13 protein-coding genes are annotated in these 16,338 nt (G+C 72.7%); 7 read left to right on the forward strand and 6 right to left on the reverse strand.

All coding sequences use genetic code 11. From position 1 onward, the window contains the following. Positions 1-22: 22 nt before the first annotated feature. Entirely contained in the window at positions 23-835 is an 813-nt protein-coding gene (locus tag DFH01_RS17605) for a creatininase family protein (protein ID WP_233256161.1), read from the forward strand. Between the two features lie 40 nt (positions 836-875). Here DFH01_RS17605 and DFH01_RS17610 read toward each other — a convergent pair whose 3' ends face one another. Both DFH01_RS17610 and ggt read right to left on the reverse strand, forming a co-directional pair. Next, complete coding sequence (locus tag DFH01_RS17610; RefSeq protein ID WP_109871802.1) at positions 876-1,841, reverse strand: 2-hydroxyacid dehydrogenase; 966 nt, start codon at positions 1,839-1,841, stop codon at positions 876-878. Beyond that, positions 1,838-3,544 carry a gamma-glutamyltransferase gene (ggt, locus tag DFH01_RS17615; protein ID WP_199231277.1) on the reverse strand — a complete coding sequence of 569 codons (1,707 nt, stop codon included), beginning with the start codon at positions 3,542-3,544 and terminating at the stop codon, positions 1,838-1,840. Before ggt ends, DFH01_RS17610 begins: the two co-directional genes overlap by 4 nt. 119 nt (positions 3,545-3,663) lie before the next feature. Between ggt and DFH01_RS17620 the strand changes: the two genes are divergently transcribed. Then, on the forward strand, positions 3,664-5,100 hold the full coding sequence (locus tag DFH01_RS17620; RefSeq protein WP_109871803.1) for a protein adenylyltransferase SelO: 1,437 nt from the start codon (positions 3,664-3,666) through the stop codon (positions 5,098-5,100). A 36-nt stretch (positions 5,101-5,136) separates the two neighbouring features. Continuing rightward, complete coding sequence (locus tag DFH01_RS17625; RefSeq protein WP_233256162.1) at positions 5,137-5,589, forward strand: CBS domain-containing protein; 453 nt, start codon at positions 5,137-5,139, stop codon at positions 5,587-5,589. Here the strand turns inward: DFH01_RS17625 and DFH01_RS17630 are convergent. After that, positions 5,564-6,028, reverse strand: a complete 465-nt coding sequence (locus DFH01_RS17630) for a DUF533 domain-containing protein (RefSeq protein ID WP_109871804.1) — start codon at positions 6,026-6,028, stop codon at positions 5,564-5,566. The two genes, DFH01_RS17625 and DFH01_RS17630, sit on opposite strands and share 26 nt — an antisense overlap. A gap of 91 nt (positions 6,029-6,119) precedes the next feature. Here DFH01_RS17630 and DFH01_RS17635 point away from each other — a divergent pair, with 91 nt between their 5' ends. Next, positions 6,120-7,895 (forward strand): SLC13 family permease, encoded by a 1,776-nt coding sequence (locus DFH01_RS17635; protein ID WP_109871805.1) that lies wholly within the window; start codon positions 6,120-6,122, stop codon positions 7,893-7,895. 35 nt (positions 7,896-7,930) lie between these two features. Further along, positions 7,931-8,230: a hypothetical protein gene (locus tag DFH01_RS17640; RefSeq protein WP_109871806.1), complete on the forward strand. Its 300-nt coding sequence runs from the start codon at positions 7,931-7,933 to the stop codon at positions 8,228-8,230. Here DFH01_RS17640 and DFH01_RS17645 read toward each other — a convergent pair. Then, positions 8,227-8,625, reverse strand: a complete 399-nt coding sequence (locus DFH01_RS17645; RefSeq protein ID WP_109871807.1) for a response regulator — start codon at positions 8,623-8,625, stop codon at positions 8,227-8,229. The two genes, DFH01_RS17640 and DFH01_RS17645, sit on opposite strands and share 4 nt — an antisense overlap. Further along, positions 8,622-11,186: a hybrid sensor histidine kinase/response regulator gene (locus DFH01_RS17650; protein ID WP_158287801.1), complete on the reverse strand. Its 2,565-nt coding sequence runs from the start codon at positions 11,184-11,186 to the stop codon at positions 8,622-8,624. The genes DFH01_RS17645 and DFH01_RS17650 overlap by 4 nt, the downstream gene beginning before the upstream one ends. A 120-nt stretch (positions 11,187-11,306) precedes the next feature. On the opposite strand from DFH01_RS17650, the gene DFH01_RS27855 reads away from it, so the two are divergent. Further along, on the forward strand, positions 11,307-13,112 hold the full coding sequence (locus DFH01_RS27855) for an AI-2E family transporter (RefSeq protein WP_158287802.1): 1,806 nt from the start codon (positions 11,307-11,309) through the stop codon (positions 13,110-13,112). A gap of 67 nt (positions 13,113-13,179) precedes the next feature. Further along, the gene (locus DFH01_RS17660; protein WP_109871809.1) at positions 13,180-14,772 is read left to right on the forward strand and encodes an ABC transporter substrate-binding protein; all 1,593 of its coding nucleotides are present in this window, start codon (positions 13,180-13,182) and stop codon (positions 14,770-14,772) included. 60 nt (positions 14,773-14,832) lie between these two features. Here DFH01_RS17660 and DFH01_RS17665 read toward each other — a convergent pair whose 3' ends face one another. Continuing rightward, complete coding sequence (locus DFH01_RS17665) at positions 14,833-16,320, reverse strand: DUF2231 domain-containing protein (protein WP_158287803.1); 1,488 nt, start codon at positions 16,318-16,320, stop codon at positions 14,833-14,835. Positions 16,321-16,338: the final 18 nt, after the last annotated feature.

The raw sequence follows: 16,338 nt of genomic DNA on the forward strand, positions 1-16,338 counted from the left end.
CTGCCAGAGGAAGGCCAGAGCAATGACCGATGTTTCCCCCACCAAGGTGCGCATGGGCGAGATCACGGGCGACGAGGCCCGAGCGCTCTATCCGAAGAACCCGGTGATCCTGTTGCCGATGGGCAGCCATGAGGACCAGGGCCCGCATGCCCCGATGGGCGACTATTTCCTGGCCGAGAAGATGGCCGAGCTGATCGCGCTGAAGGCGACGGCGGAGGGCACGCGCACCGTCGTCGCGCCGGTGCTTCCCTTCGGCAAGGGCGACTATTTCGGCCCGATGATCGGCGGCATCGCGCTGTCCGCCGCCACCTTCCGCGCGGTGCTGGACGAGTTGTTCTCCGAATTGCTGCGCCACCGGCTGACGAAGCTGGTGATCATCAACGGCCATGGCGGCAACGTGAACGCGATCAACGAGGCGACGCGCGCGGTGATGCACAAGGGCGGGCCGATCATCCCCTCGCTCTATCTGTGGCGCATCGCCTATGCCGAGATGCCGAAGCTGCTGGGCGCGGAGAAGGCGAAGGCCGTCAGCAGCCACGGCGCCGATCCGCTGACCAGCCTGTGCATGCACCTGTTCCCGGAGCGGGTGCGCAAGGACCTGATCCCGGAGCCGCGCAAGGGCGGCGCCACGGCGCTCGGCCTGCCCTTCCAGGGCTGGGGCTCGCTCAGCTTCAACGGCGCCGAGGTCACCGTGCCGCACGAATACGATGTGGTCAGCCCGAACGGCTTGGGCACCGGCGATCCGCGGCTGTGCAGCGCGGAGAGCGGCAAGCTGATCGCCGACCGGCTGACGGAAATCGGCGCCGGCTTCTGCCACCACTTCGCGAAACAGTAGGGACTTTTCCCTCCCCCGCGCAGGCGGGGGAGGGAGCACGTTACAGCACCACGTCCTGGGGCGGGATCTCCTCGCCCTTGTGCACCCGCATGATGTTCCCCAGCCAGTGCATGATGGTCCGCCGCGAGTTCTCATAGGAACTGGTCGCGGTGTGCGGCGTGCAGACCACGTTGGGCATGTGCAGCAGCGGGTGGTCGGGCGGCGGCGGCTCCTGGTCGAAGACGTCCACCGCCGCGCCCGCGAGGTGGCCCGAGCGCAGCGCCTCCACCAGATCCGCTTCCACCACGATGCCGCCGCGCGCGACGTTCACGAGCAGCGCGCCGCGCTTCATCCGCGCCAGTCGCGCGGCATTGATCAACCCCGCCGTCTCCGGCGTCAGCGGGCAGTTCAAGGACAGGATGTCGCACTCCGCCAGCATCGCATCCAGCGTGCGGTACTGCACGCCGAGCGCCTGCTCCTCCGCCTCCGGCAGGCGATTGCGGTTGTTGTAGAGGATCGTGCAGTCGAAGCCGCGCAGCCGCTTCGCGACACCCTTGCCGATCGCGCCGAGGCCGAGGATGCCGACCGTCTTGCCGGAGACGAGGATCGATCGCTGCGAAACCTCGGTCTTCGGCCAGCCTCCGGCGACGGTGGCGACATGCGCCTGCACGATGCAGCGCGCGACGGCGATCATCAGCCCGACGGTCGCCTCCGCCACCGGCACCGCGTTCGAGCCGGTCGTCCGCGCAATGCGGATGCCGCGCGCGCGGCAGGCCTCGATGTCGATGTTGTCGATGCCGACGCCCCATTTGTGGAACAGCTTGATGCGCGGCGCAGCGGCCACGACATCCGCCGAGATCGGCAGGTCCCACCAGACGCCGTAATCCGCGTCCGCGACGCCGGCCTTCACGTCATCGGGGCTGCGCCCCTTGATGGCGCTGACCGAAAAGCCCTCGGGGAGCAGCGCCCTTATGTTGGCCTCCTGCTCCGCGCCGATCGGCTGCAGCATCACGATCTTCTGTGTCATGCGGTGCTCTGTCCGGTGGTGTTGGGCTCGGTGGAAAAGCGCACGCCGGCCCGCGCCAGCCCGCCGCCGAGCGCGGCGACGCTGCCATCGGCGCGCCAGCAGGCCGCGCCCGTCATGCTGCCATCGGGCTCGAAGGCGATGCCGTTGATGCCGCCGCCGATTGTTTTGACCCGCTTGATCGTGTGCCCCATCGCGGCCAGCGCGCCGGCGACTGTATCGGGGATGGCGGGCTCGAGCTCCAGCGCATTGCCCATGGTCCAGATGCGCGGCGCTTCCAGTGCCGCCTGCAGCGGCATGGCGTGGTCGATCAGGTTGAGCAGCGCCTGGAACGCGGAGGGGAAGATGCGCAGGCCCCCGGGCAGGCCGAGCGCGAAGCGCGGCGCGCCGTCCTGCAGCACGATGGTCGGCGCCATCGAGGTATAGACGCGCTTGCCCGGCGCGACCGAGAGCGCGAGGCCGGGCCGCGGGTCGAAATTGTGCATGTAGTTGTTGCAGATCAGCCCGGTGCCGGGGATAGCGATGCGCGCGCCGAACATGGCGTTGATCGTCTGCGTCGTCGCGACGATGTTCCCCGCCGCATCGGCGACCGTCACATGCGTGGTGCAGTTGGATTCCGCGAGTGTCGGGTCCGCTTCCCAGGACCGGGCGCGCTTCATGTCCAGCAGGGCACGGCGGCGTTCGGCGTAGTCCTTGCTGGTGAGCATGGCCACCGGCACGCGCACGAAGTCGGGATCGGCGGTCGCCACCGCGCGGTCGGCGAAGGCCATCTTCAGCACCTCCGCCACCAGGTGCAGCGCCTCCGTGGTGCCGAAGCCGAGCCCGGCGACGTCCATCGCCTCCAGCACGTTCAGCATCTGCGCCACATGCACGCCGGCGGAGGCCGGGGGCGGCGGGCCGAACACGTCGAAGCCGCGATAGGTGCCGCGGATCGGCGCGCGTTCCAGCGTGCGCACGCGGGCGAGATCCTCGACCGTCACGATCCCGTCCTGCCGCGCGAGGTGCTCCGCCATCAGCCGCCCGAGCGCGCCGCCATGCAGCAGGTCCGGCCCCTCCTGCGCCACGGCGCGCAGCGTCTCGGCATAGGCCCCCTGCACCAGCTTCGCGCCGGCCGGCAGGCGATCGCCGCCGGGGAGGAAGCGCGCGGCGAGATCGGCATCGCGCGCGAGGTCCGCGGCGGCGTCCGCGATGCAGTCGGAGAGATAGGGCGTGACGCGGAAGCCGCGCGCGGCGAGCCGGATCGCCGGCTCCATCACATCGGCCAGCGGCCAGGTGCCGTGCCGCGCCAGGGCGTGCGCCCAGCCGCGCAGCGCCGCCGGCACGGCGACCGCGAGCGCGCCGACGGCGTTGCGCTTGCCCTCCGTCTCCCGCTCCTCGGGCGGCGAGCCAGGGATCGGGCGATACATGTCGGGCGTGGCCGCGGCGGGGGCGGCGGAAAGACCGTCCAGCACCTCATGCGCGCCGTCCGCCATGCGGATGTGGCAGACGCCGCCGCCGGTGAGGCCGACCATCATCGGCTCCACAACCGTCAGCGCGAAAAGCGTGGCGATGGCGGCGTCCACGGCGTTGCCGCCGGCCAGCAGCACCTCGGCGCCCGCGGCGCTGGCGAGCGGATGGTTGCTGCACACGACGCCGCGCGCGCCGCGCGCCGGCTGCTTCTCGAGCGTTAGGGGAAAACCGTTGCGGCCGACCAGGGCTGTGGGCAAGGCGCGCTCCTTCGCTGCAGGGGCAGTTTGGGCGCAGGCGCCGGGCGCGGGAAGGGGGGCGGGTTGAGCCGCGGCGCCGGCGGCGCCATCTGGCGGGAAGCCGGTGCCGGGAAGCCCAGATGCCAGTCTCGCCAGCCTACCAGCCTTCGACGCGCCACGCCGATCTCGGCGACGATTTTTTTGATCCTGTCGCCGCCGCGCGCTTTCCGCAGCACATCCTGCGCTGGCGCAACCGGCGCTGGGATCGACGCGTCGGCCTGGATGCACTGACGGATGAGGAGTGGACCGCACACTTCGGAAAATTCGAGCCGTTGCCCGGCAGCTTCGACACGCCGCTGGCGCTGCGCTACCACGGCCACCAGTTCCGCTCCTACAACCCAGATCTCGGCGACGGGCGCGGCTTCCTCTTCGCGCAGCTGCACGATCTGCGGGATGGGCGGCTGCTCGATCTCGGCACCAAGGGCAGCGGCCGCACGCCCTATCATCGCGGCGCCGATGGAAGGCTCACGCTGAAGGGCGGCGTGCGCGAGGTGCTCGCGACCGAGATGCTCGAGGCGCAGGGCGTCTACACCTCGAAATCCTTCAGTCTGGTCGAGACCGGAGAGGCGCTGCAGCGCAACGACGAGCCCTCGCCCACGCGGGCCGCGGTGCTGGTGCGGCTCAGCCATTCCCACATCCGCATCGGCACCTTCCAGCGCTTCGCCTATCACAAGGACAACGACGCCATCGCGCGCCTCGTCGCGCATTGCTGCGCGCACTACATCCCGGAAGCGCGGCGCGAGGATCCGGGCGCGCAGGTGGTCGCCTTTTTCGAGGCGGTGACGCGCCGCGTGGCGCGGATGGGCGCGCAATGGATGGCGGCCGGGTTCGTGCATGGCGTGCTGAACACGGACAACACCAACATCACCGGCGAGAGCTTCGACTACGGCCCCTGGCGCTGGGCGCCGACCTACAAGCCGGACTTCACCGCGGCCTATTTCGACTATGGCGGCCTCTACGCCCTGGCGCGCCAGCCGGAGGCGCTGCTTTGGAACCTGGCGCGGCTCGGCGGCTGCCTGCTGCCGCTGGCCGAGGAGGCACCGCTGCAGGCGGCGCTCGAAGGCTTCGAGGACGCGCTGCATGCGGAATTCCGCGCCAAGGTGCTGTGGCGGCTGGGGCTGGCTTCCGCCGGCGAGGAGCGGGACGCGGCGCTGGTGCGCACGCTGTATCAGTTCCTGCTCGACAGCCAGGCGCCGCTGGACCGGGTGTTCTTCGACTGGCGCGGCGGCGGGCTGAGCGCGGATCGCGCCGCGCGCAGCCCCCTCGCGGCAACCTATGGCGAGGAGGCCTTCGCGCCGCTGCGTGCGCTGCTGCTGGACCACCCCGCGACGCCCGATGCCAATCTCGACCACCCCTATTTCGCCGATCGGATGGAGCCCTGCTCCATGCTGATCGACGAGGTCGAGGCGATCTGGGCGCCGATCGCCGAGGCCGATGACTGGTCGCGCTTCCACGCCAAGATCGCGGATATCGCGCTGATGGCGGAGGCGATGGGCAGCACCACCCTGCCGCCCTGACCGGAACGGCCGAGCCATGGCCGCGTTGGCGCCGCCATGCGGGTGGCCGATCTGATGACGCGGGAAGTGGAGTTCGTCGCGCCCGAGGCGCCGGTGCGCGCCGCGGCCGAGTTGATGGGCGAGCTCGATGTCGGCGCGCTGCCGGTCGGCGGCCCTTCCGACCTGCGCGGCATCGTCACCGACCGGGACCTGCTCTACCGCGTCGTCGCGCGCGGGCTGGATGCCTCGCGCGTGCGCGTGGCGGAGGTGCTCTCCAGCCCCGTCGTCACCTGCCGCGAGGAGGATGCGCTGCAGGCCGCGCTGGACCGCATGGCGGCCCACCATTTGCGGCGCCTGCCGGTGGTGGATGCGGGCGGGCGCGTCGTCGGCTGGATCACGCTGTCGGACCTTGCGCGGGCGATGCTGCTGGAAAGCGAGGCGCTGCAGCGCGCGCTCGCCGCGCTGACCGAGGCGGAGGGCGGGGTCAGCGGCGCGCCAGCCCCGCGGTGAGCGTTGCGGGCAGCGCGAAGCGCGCCGCCAGCCAATTGAGGAACAGCCGCTGCGCCGGCACGCGCCGCTCCAGCACCAGCGCCGCCGCGGCATAGCCATGCGCGCTGAGGCCCGCGGCTTCCAGCGCACCCAGGAGCGCGATCAGGTCCGGCGGGTCATGCAGGGCGCGACGCGCCGGCGCGCGCTCCGCCGCGCCGCCGATCCGTTCCAGCGCCTGGTCCAGCCGCGCGGCATCGGCCTCGGCCGTGGCGCCGCAGGCGGCGAGCGCGGCGGCCATCAGGCGCGCGACCGGCACGCGCTGCGCGGCGGGCATGCGCGCCAGGTTGAGGCTCAGCGGCACGCGCACCTGCAGCCGGTTCTGCGACCAGGCATGCAGCAGCTTCTGCGCCAGGGCGAGGCGCAGCGTCTGGTCCGCCGGCGGCGGGGGCGAGCGGTTCATGCACGGGGCGACGCGGAGACCTGCGCCGGGTTCCGGGGAACCCCCGCGCGGCCACGCGTTTCGATGGCGTGACGCTGCCGGTGCCCGCTTCGTGACCCTGGACCAGTCCATGGCCTTCGCCATCCTCGGGGTGACGATCGGCCTGTTTGTCTGGGGCAGGCTGCCCTATGACCTCGTGGCGCTGCTCGCGCTGCTCGCCGGGCTGGTCAGCGGCGTGGTGACGCCGGAGGCTGCCTTCGCGGGCTTCTCGGACGACATCGTCATCATCGTCGCCTCCGCCCTGCTGGTCAGCGCCGCGGTGGCGCGGTCGGGCGTGGTGGAGACGGTGATGCGCCCGCTGCTGTCGCATCTGCGCAGCCCGGCGACGCAAGTGCCGGTGCTGGCCGGCGTGGTGCTGCTGCTCTCCGGCTTCGTCAAGAACATCGGTGCCGTCGCGCTGCTGATGCCCGTCGCGTTCCAGCTCGCGCGGCGCACCGGCCATTCGCCCTCTGCGCTGCTGATGCCGATGGCCTTCGCGTCGCTGCTCGGCGGCGTGGTCACGCTGATCGGCACCTCGCCCAACATCGTCGTCTCCCGCATGCGGGAGGAGATCCTGGGGGAGCCGTTCCGCATGTTCGACTTCGCGCCGGTAGGCGCGGTGGTGGCGGTGGCGGGCCTCGCCTTCCTCGCGGTGGGGTGGCGGCTGCTGCCGCGCGGCCGGCGCGGCTCGGCCGGCATGGAGGCCGCCTTCACGATCGAGACCTACACGACGGAAGCGACGCTGCCGGAGGAGAGCCCGATGGCGGGCCGGACCCTGGGCGAGCTGGAGGCCATGGCGCATGGCGTGCGCGCCGCCGTGGTGATCCGCGAGCGCTTCCGCCGGCTGCCGCCGTCGCCGGAACTGGTGCTGCGCGCGGGCGACGTGCTGCTGCTGGACGGCGAGCCGGAGGAGCTCGAGAGCCTCCAGGCGCGCGCCGGCCTGGTCCTGGCGGGCGAGCGGCAGGCGGAGAAGCGGCCGGTGGACGAGCCGGTGGTCGTCGAAGGCGTGGTCACGGAGGGCAGCGCGCTGGTGGGCCGCACGCCGGCCGAGCTCGAACTCGGCCGGCGCCAGGGCGTCGCGCTGATCGCGGTCAGCCGCAGCGGGCAGCGCGTGACGCGGAGGCTTGCTGCGCTGCGATTCCGCGCCGGCGACGTGGTGATCCTGAAGGGCGCGCAGGAGAGGCTGCCGGAGGCGCTGGGCGAACTGCGCGTGCTGCCGCTCTCCGGCCGCGACATCGCGCTCGGCAGCAGCCGGCGCAGCATCGTGCCGGCGGCGGTGCTGGCGGCGGCCATGCTGCTGGTGGGGCTCAATCTGGTGCCGGTCGCCGTCGCCTTCTTCGGCGCGGCCGTGGTGCTGCTGGTGCTGCGCGCGCTGACCATGCGCGAGGCCTATGAGGCGGTGGAATGGCCGGTGCTGATCCTGCTCGGCGCGCTCATCCCGGTGAGCGAGGCGATCCGCACCACCGGCGGTTCCGACCTGCTGGCCGGCTGGCTCGCCGCGGCCGTGCAGCACCTGCCGCCGATGGGCGCGCTGGCCGCCATCATGGCCTTCGCCATGGCGGTGACGCCCTTCCTGAACAACGCCGCGACCGTGCTGGTGCTGGCGCCGATCGCGGCGAGCCTAGCGCAGCGGCTGAACCTTGCGCCCGATCCCTTCCTGATGGCGGTCGCGCTCGGCGCCGCCTGCGACTTCCTCACGCCCATCGGGCACCAGTGCAACACGCTGGTCATGGGGCCGGGCGGCTATCGTTTCGCGGATTACCCGCGGCTCGGCCTGCCGCTGACGCTCATCGTGCTGGCGGTCGGCGTGCCGATGATCGCCTTCGTCTGGCCGCTCGCGCCGCGATAGCGGAACCGCGGGGCGTGCCGCGCGCTGCGTGCGGCATGAGCGGATTGAACGACGGAAGCGGCTGGCTGCCGGTGGAGGCGCAGGACGCGCTGGAGGAGCAGCGCGACAAGGCGAGCGCGGAGGAGGCGGAACGGCTGGTCGCGCTCGACCCCCGGGCGCGCGTGCTGGTGCTGCTCGATCGCCTGGCCTGCCGCAGCGTGGAGGAGAGCGACTGCCCGCGGCTGCGCCCGGCGGACCTCGCCCGCGTGCTGCAGAGCTTTCCGGGCGAGGCCATGCCCGACACCGCCGGGCTGGCCGGCCGCTTTCCGGACCTCGTGGCAGCGCCGCCGGGCTAGCTCTCTGCCGGCGGTTCCTCGGCCTCGTCGCGCTTCAGCAGCGCCGCGTCGATCTGCGCCAGCAGGCGCGAGAAATCCACGGGCTTCGGATGGTAGTCGTCGCAGCCCGCCTCCAGCACGCGGCCACGGTCCCCCGACATGGCATGCGCCGTCAGCGCGATGATCGGGATGCGTTGCGTCGCCGCGTCCTCCCGCAGCAGCCGCGCGGCGGTCCAGCCGTCCATGACGGGCAGGTTCATGTCCAGCAGGATCACGTCCGGCGCCAGGCTGCGCGCCTTGTCCACGCCGTCCTGCCCATCATGCGCCAGCTCCACCTCGAAGCCGCGGCGACGCAGGCGGCGAGAAAGGAAGTCCCAGAGTTCCTCATGGTCCTCCACAAGCAGGATTCGGGTCACCGTGCCTCCTCGATGCCGGGCGCCGCCGGGGCGACGCGCTTGAGTTCCTTCGCCAGCGCAAGCCCGGCCGCTTCCGCCGGCACGATGGTGCGCACCGTCTCCCGCAGGCGGGAGAGCTGCGCCTCATCCACCTCGCCCTCGGTGATGGCGATCACCGGCAGGTCGCGCAGCATCGGGCGGCGCCGCAGCTCCCGCAGCAGCCCGAAGCCGTCGCCGACGGCCGCGGCGCGCAGCTCCATCACCAGCACCGCCGGCACCGGTGGCGTATCCAGGCGCGCGAGCGCGGCCTCGGTGTCCGCTGCCGTCTCGACGGTCCAGCCCTCCGCTTCCAGCAGCGCGCGCAGCTCCGCCCGTTCGTTCGGATCGGCTTCCAGCAGCAGCGCGTGGCCCGTCGCCACCTCGCGGCGGAAGCGGTCGAGCACGCGCTTCAACCGGTCCCAGCGCACCGGCTTGTTGAGGTAGTCGGCCGCGCCGAGCGAGAGGGCAAGGCCGCGTTCCTGCACCACCGTCAGCATCACCACCGGCGTCTCCGACAGGTCGGGATCGGCCTTCAGCGCCGTCAGCACCGCCCAGCCGTCGAGGCGGGGCATCATCACGTCGAGCAGGATCGCCGAGGGGCGCAGGCGGCGCGCCATCGCCAGCCCCTCCGCCCCATCCGCGGCGCAGCGCACGGCGAAGCCTTCGCGGCGGAGGAAGCGGGAGACGAGGTCGCGCGTCGCCGCGTCGTCGTCGATCACCAGCACCAGCCCCGCCCGCCCGTCATGCTCCTCCGCCGCGGCCTCGCCGACGAGCGTCGCGGGATCGTCCGGCTCGGCGCGCGCGTCGCGGATGTCGGCGGGCAGGCTGAGGGTGAAGGTGCTGCCCTTGCCGGCCTCGCTGCGCACGGCGATCTCGCCGCCCAGCATCGTCGCGAAGGCCTTGGTGATCGCCAGGCCCAGTCCCGTCCCGCCGAAGCGCCGCGTGGTGGAGGCATCGGCCTGGGTGAAGCGGCGGAACAGCTTGTCCAGCTGCTCGGGGGACATGCCGATGCCGGTGTCCTCCACTTCGAAGACCAGCCGGTCCGCCTCCCCCGAGGCGCGGAGGGTGATCGTGCCGTCCTCCGTGAATTTCGCGGCGTTGCCCAGCAGGTTGAACAGGCATTGGCGGATCTTCACCGGATCCGAATGCGCCTCCCCGATAGCGGCGTCGCATTCCACGACCAGCCGGTTGCGCCGCTGCTCGGCCAGAGCCTCGACCGTGCCGGCCACGTCCTCCACCAGCGCGCAGAGGCCGAAATCCTCGGCCTGCACCTCCATCCGCCCGGCCTCGATCTTGGAAAGGTCCAGCACGTCGTTGATCAGGGAGAGCAGGTGCCGCGCATTGCCGCTGATCTTCCGCAGATCGTCGAGGAAGTCCGCGGCCCCCTCCAGCCCTTCCGCCTCCTCTTCCAGCATCTCGGCATAGCCGATCACGGCGGAGAGCGGCGTGCGCAGCTCATGCGACATGTTGGCGATGAACTGGCTCTTCGCCAGGTTGGCGTCCTCGGCCGCGGCCTTGGCGGCGGCCAGCGCCTCCTCCGTCTCGCGCAGCTCGGTGATGTCGGTGTTGGTGCCGAACCAGCCGATCGGGCGCGCCGCGTCGTCCTCCTCCTCGCCCGGCTCGAACAGCGGCAGCGCGCGGGAGAGGAACCAGCGGTAGTGTCCGTCCTTGCCGCGAAGCGGGAAGCTGTCCTCCCAGGCGGTGCCGGCCTCGATGGCGGCGGCGAAGCGCCCGCTCACCCGCGCCGCGTGCTCGGGATGCAGCGCGACCTGCCAGCCATCGCCCACCGCATCGTCGGTTCCGAGCCCGGTGAATTCGTACCAGCGGCGGTTGAACCAGAGCACCTGTCCCGCCGCATCGGTCATCCAGGCGAGCTGCGGGATCGCATCCAGGATGGTGCGCAGTCGCGTCTCGCTGCGCCGCAGCCGGTCCTCGGCGCGGCGCCGCAGCGTGTCGTCGATGGCGAAGAGACCGACGCCGTCCGGCCGCCCGCCGCGTTCCGTGCCGAGCGGGAAGATGCCGAGCAGCAGGTGCCGCGCCAGCCTCTCCTTGCCGGGCGGGCGCACCACCACCTCGATCCCGGTCTGCGCGCGGCCGCCCTCCAGCACCTTGCGCAGCTGGGGCGCGATCTGGGTGCTCACCTCCTCCGGCAGGGTGGCGTCGCTGCCCGCCTCGACGCCCAGCGTGCGCTCTCCCAGCGCGGTGAGATGGCGGTTGGCATGCCGCAGCCGCAACTCCCGGTCGAGGAAGCCGAGGCCGATCGGCGCATTCTCCGTCACGCCGCGCAGCAGCGCCTGCGCCCTGCGCTCGGTCCGGCGCCGCGCAAGGGCGAGGGCGGCGAGCAGGGCGCAGGCCAGCAGCACGGTGCCGAGCGCGGCGACATAGCCCCAGGCGCTGTCCGTCTCGCTGCTCCAGGCCCAGGCCGCGGTGCCGATCGCGAGCAGCACCAGCGCCGTTGCCAGAAGCGGCGCGCGCCGCGCCCATTCGGGCGGCGGGCGGTCCGGGGCGATCGGCTCTTCGGATCGGAGGCGGCTGCGGAACACGATGGTGGAAGCCTTCTTGCCTGTGCATAGCGCCCGAAGGGCCACGCCGGTTCGCCGCAGTGAACCCGCCGCGAGCCGATGCGTTCCCGCAGCGGAACGCGTGACAGGGGATCGCCGGCCTTGGACATCGGCCCGAACGGGCGGCGCGCGGCGCCGCGCGCCACCGCCTCGCTGACGGCGGCGGCGCCGCTCGTCGCCGCGGCGATCGTCGTCGCCGCGCTGTATCTGGGGCGCGACCTGCTCGTGCCGCTGGCGCTCGCCGTCATCCTGGCCTTCGTGCTGGCGCCCCTGGTGCGCCTGCTGCGCCGCGCGGGGCTTGGCGAGGTGGCGGCCGCGCTGCTGGCGATGCTGGCCGCGGTCGGCGTGCTCGCCGGCCTCTTCACCGTCGTGCTGCGCCAGCTCGCCGCCCTGGCCGCGGGGCTTGCCGACTATGGCGGGAACCTGCGCGCCAAGCTGGCCGAGCTGCGCATCGCCGAGCTGCTGTCGGGCGCCGAGGATGCGGTGAACGCGCTGCGGGAGATGGTGGGCGCGCGCCCGGCGCAGCCGATGCCGACCGTGGCGACGGAGGATTCGACGCCGATCGAGGTGGTGGCCGGCTTCATCGGCCCGGTCCTCGCGCCGCTGGCCACGGCGGGGCTCGTGCTGGTCTTCGCGCTGTTCATCCTGCTCTACCGCGAGGACCTGCGGAACCGGCTGATCCGCCTGGCCGGGGTGCGCGACCTGCACCGCACGGTCGGCGCGCTGGACGACGCCGCCTATCGCCTTTCGCGCCTGTTCCTGGCGCAGCTGATCCTGAACGCCGCCTTCGGCGCGGCGATGGCCGCCGGGCTGTGGCTGATCGGCCTGCCGGGCGCGCCGCTGTGGGGCATCCTGGCGGGGCTGATGCGCTTCGTGCCCTTCGTCGGCACGCCGGTGGCGGTGATCCCGCCCGCGCTGGTGGCGATGGCCGCCGATCCGGGCTGGGGCATGTCGCTGTCCGTGATCGGCCTCTTCGCCCTGGGCGAGCCGCTGATGGGCCAGCTCTTCGAGCCGCTGGTCTTCGGCCGCAGCGCCGGCCTCTCCCCGGTCTCGATCATCGTGGCGGCGACCTTCTGGACCTTCATGTGGGGGCCGATCGGCCTGCTGCTGGCCACGCCGCTGACCGTCGGCCTCGTCGTGCTCGGCCGCCACGTGCCGCGGCTGGAATTCCTGGACGTCATGCTGGGCGACCGGCCGCCGCTGCGGCCGGAGGAGAGCTTCTACCAGCGGGCGCTGGAGGGCGATGCCGACGCGCTGGTGCTGCAGGCACGCGCGGCGCTGCGCCAGGGCACCTCGCTCACCGCCTGGCATGACGAGGTGGCGCTGCGCGGCCTGGCGCTGGCGGAGGCCGACTGGTCGCGGGAGGTGCTGGAGCCGGAGCGCCTGGGCGCCATCCGCCAGCAGGTGGAGACGCTGCTGGACGAACTGGCCGAGAGCCCGCCCACGCCCCAGGCCGCCCGCCTGCCGGATTCCTGGCGCGGGGAGGGGGCCGTGCTGTGCATCGCCGGGCGCGGCCGGCTGGACGACCTCTCCGCCGCCATCGCCGCGCAGGGCCTGCGGCATGAGGGCTTCGGCGCGGCTTCCCTGCCGAGCGCCGCGCTGGAAGGCGCGCCCGACCCGCGGCTCGATCCCGCCCGCGTCCGGCTCTGCTGCCTCTCGGTGCTGGAAGAAGGGAGCAGCGCCGCGGCGGTGCGCTACTTCCTGCGGCGCGTGGCGCGGCGCCTGCCCGGGGTGCCGGTGATCGTGGCGCTGTGGCATGCCCCGCCCGGCAGCGCGACGCTCGCCGAATTGCGGCAGGAGAAGGGGGCGGCGGCAGTGATCGCCACCTCCCTCGGCGAGGTCGCGGCCTTTTGCCAAGCCAGCGCCGACCAGCCCGCGGCGTCGCCCCTTCCGGTCCCCGCCGGCTGACCCTGGACAGCCCGCGGGCCGGGCCGCATTGTCCGGCCCCCTTTTGTCCCGGGAGGCAATACGGAACATGCAGAAGATCGGACCCCGCGCCGCGCTCAGGGCCACGGCCTGCGCGCTGGCCCTCTGGGCGGGGCTGGCCGCCGCGCCCGCCGGCGCCACCACCTTCACCTGGGCGACGGCGAACGACATCCTCGGCCTCGACCCGCATGCCAACAACCATGGCGTGACCAACGCCATGAAGAGCAACATCTACGAGCCGCTGGTCCGCCGGGAGGCCGACGGCACCCTGGCCCCGGCGCTGGCCGAGCGGTGGGAGACGCCGACGCCGACCACCTGGCGCTTCCACCTGCGCCGCGGCGTCACCTTCCATGACGGCACGCCGCTGACCGCCGCCGATGTCGTGATGTCCGCCGAGCGCGTGCGCCAGAACGACATGGCCTATGTGCTGCAGTCGGTGGCGCGCGTGACCGCCGTGGACGACCACACGGTGGAGATGGAGACGCGCGGCCCTAGCCCGATCCTGCTGCAGGACCTGACGCTGTTCTTCGTGATGTCGAAGCGCTGGGTCGAGGCGAACAACGCGATGAACGTCGCGCGCGCCGGCCAGCCGGGCGCGGCGACCGCCTTCCCGCAGCTCAACACCAACGGCACCGGCCCCTTCCGCCTGGTCGAGCGCCTGGCGGATGAGCGCACCGTGCTGGTGCCGAACCCCAGCTACTGGGGTGCGGCGCAGATGAACCACGGCATCACCCGCGCGGTGTTCCGCCCGGTCGCGTCCGCACCCACGCGCGTGGCCGCGCTGCTCTCGCGCGAGCTCGACGTGATGTACCACGTGCCGCTGCAGGACATGCCGCGCGTGCAGCAGACCCAGGGCGTGCGCGTGGTGAGCGGCCCGACGGCGCGCACCATCTACTTCGCCTTCGACGTGGCGCGCGCGGAAAGCCTGGACGAGCCGGGCAAGCCGAACCCGCTGCAGGACGTGCGCGTGCGGCGCGCGATGTACCAGGCGATCGACATGAACACGATCACCCGCGTCATCCTGCGCAACTCCACCAGCGCGTCGGGCCTGCCGATCGCGCCGGCGGTGGGTGGTTATGTCGAATCCCTCGCGGCGCGCCTGCCCTTCGACGCCGACGCGGCGAAGCGGCTGCTGGCCGAGGCCGGCTACCCCAACGGCTTCCGCATCACGCTGAACTGCCCGAACAACCGCTACGTGAACGACGAGGCGATCTGCCAGGCGGCGACGGCGATGCTGCAGCGCGCCGGCATCCAGGCGCGGCTGAACGCCATCCCCTTCGGCCGCTTCCTGGCCGGCGGCGCGAACAACGAGTACCAGTTCTGGCTGCTCGGCTGGACGCCCGGCAACTTCGACCTGACCAACCCGGCGCGCGAGCTGCTGGGCGAGGGCAGCTTCAACTGGGGCAAGTTCAACGACGCCCGGATGAACGAGCTGGCGACCGAGATCGGCACGCTGCCGCTCGACAACCCGCGCCGCCAGCAGCTGGCGGCGGAATACTGGACGCGCTACCGCGACCTGGTGCCGCAGATCCCGCTGCACCAGGAGCCGCAGATCTTCGCCGTGCGCGACACCGTGGCCGACTTCACGCTGCGCGTGCAGGAGGACCTGGAGCTGCGCTACGTGCGGATGCGCGGCAACTGATCGCAGCGCGCCGCGGCTGAAGCAGGGGCCCGCCACGGCGACGTGGCGGGCCCTTCGCGTTCAGACGCCTTCCAGCAGACTGATCTTCAGCGCGCGAAAGGCCCGGCTGGCGCGGGAACTGCGCTGCTCCTCGAGGGAGCGCTCGAGCGCCTCGCCGAGGGCGCGCAGCCTTGCCTCGCCCAGGCGCTGTGCATGCGCGAACATGGACCGTTCCTCAGATCCCGCGTGATGGTTTACCGCCGCGTGCAGCGCCCGCAGGTGTTCCTCGAAGGCCGGGGTCGCGGTGTTCAGCTTCAGCGTCGCCGCGAGCAGGTCGGAAAGCTGCCGGTGCTCGGCATGCGCGACCGGCACGTCCTCGCTGACTGCGCGCACCGCCGGGTAGAAGATGTGATCCTCGATGGATTCATGGATCTCGAGTTCGGAGGCCAGGGCGCGCAGCAGGTCGCGCCGCGCAGGATCTTCGCGTGGCAGCGCCTGGATCCGTTCGAACAGGCGGCGCAGCAGCATGTGATGCTCCGTCAGGACCTCATCCGCCTTGCGGGCGGCTTGCGCCGGCGGCCCGGCCGGGGGCGCGGGCGCCATCTGCGCCAGGTCCCCGGGCGTGACGACCTCGTCGCCGGGCTCCTGCTCCCGGCGCAGCTCGACGACGCCGTCGCGCAGCCGCACCGCGTAGCGGGGCTGCGGTGCGGTGGAAGGACCCTGCGCCGGACAGCCGGTGCGGAGGTCGAAGCGGGAGCCGTGCCAGGGACAGACGAGGCGGCCCTCCAGCACCCATCCCTGGTCCAGTGGGCCGCCCATGTGCGAACAGCGCGCGCCCAGCGCGTGCACGCGGCCGCGGTGCAGAACCAGCGCCACGCCCACCTGCTGCTGCGCCTGCGGGTCCCAGACCTCGACCCTGCGCGGGCGATCCTCCTGCAGCGCGGAGATCGGCATGACGGGTATGAATTCGCGCGGCTCGGGGCTGCGATCGGCATGGTCCACGCCGACGCGGCGGCGATAGACGAGGTGGCCGCCGAGATAGCCGCCGAAGGCCATGCAGGCCCAGCCGAGGGCGCTGGCCAGCCGCCCCTCGCCGCGCCGGCCCGCGGCGCGCAGGCGGATGGAGCCGAGCGTGAGCGCGAGCGCGGTCCCGTTCGCCGCGGCATGCACCAGGCCAACGCGGCGATCCCGCCCGTCCGTGTACTGCCAGTCGGCGAGGCCGGCCGCGGCGGCGGCGATGGCGCCGGCCGCGCCGGCCTTCAGCGCGCCATCCGCCGCGCGCGCCGCCGATCGTGCACGCAGGACGCCGAGCGCATCCAGCAGGTCCAGCCCGAGCGCGAAGGTCCAGGTGCCGATCGGGATGGTGACCAGCGCCGGATGCAGCGGGTGCCCGAGCCAACTTCCGTGCAGGGCATCCTGCACATGCCGCGCCGGGCGCCCGGCGATCTGCGCCGGACGCGCGAGCAGCGCGTTCTCGATGGCGCGAGACGGGCCGTCGAGCGACCGCGCCGCCTCGATGCGCGCGACCGCGGCTTCAACGCCAGCCCGTCCGGGCCGGGCACCGTCCATCCGCCTCGCCATGTGCCA

This window comes from Falsiroseomonas bella (genome assembly GCF_003173615.1).
GTDB classification, from domain to species: domain Bacteria; phylum Pseudomonadota; class Alphaproteobacteria; order Acetobacterales; family Acetobacteraceae; genus Falsiroseomonas; species Falsiroseomonas bella.

Excerpts from the sequence above, each read along its gene's own strand:
- DFH01_RS17640 (WP_109871806.1), top strand. The coding sequence starts at position 7,931 with ATGAGCGGATTGAACGACGGAAGCGGCTGGCTGCCGGTGGAGGCGCAG.
- DFH01_RS17665 (WP_158287803.1), bottom strand. The coding sequence starts at position 16,320 with ATGGACGGTGCCCGGCCCGGACGGGCTGGCGTTGAAGCCGCGGTCGCG.
- DFH01_RS17630 (WP_109871804.1), bottom strand. The coding sequence starts at position 6,028 with ATGAACCGCTCGCCCCCGCCGCCGGCGGACCAGACGCTGCGCCTCGCC.
- DFH01_RS17625 (WP_233256162.1), top strand. The coding sequence starts at position 5,137 with ATGCGGGTGGCCGATCTGATGACGCGGGAAGTGGAGTTCGTCGCGCCC.
- DFH01_RS17610 (WP_109871802.1), bottom strand. The coding sequence starts at position 1,841 with ATGACACAGAAGATCGTGATGCTGCAGCCGATCGGCGCGGAGCAGGAG.
- DFH01_RS17620 (WP_109871803.1), top strand. The coding sequence starts at position 3,664 with ATGCCAGTCTCGCCAGCCTACCAGCCTTCGACGCGCCACGCCGATCTC.
- DFH01_RS17660 (WP_109871809.1), top strand. The coding sequence starts at position 13,180 with ATGCAGAAGATCGGACCCCGCGCCGCGCTCAGGGCCACGGCCTGCGCG.
- DFH01_RS17605 (WP_233256161.1), top strand. The coding sequence starts at position 23 with ATGACCGATGTTTCCCCCACCAAGGTGCGCATGGGCGAGATCACGGGC.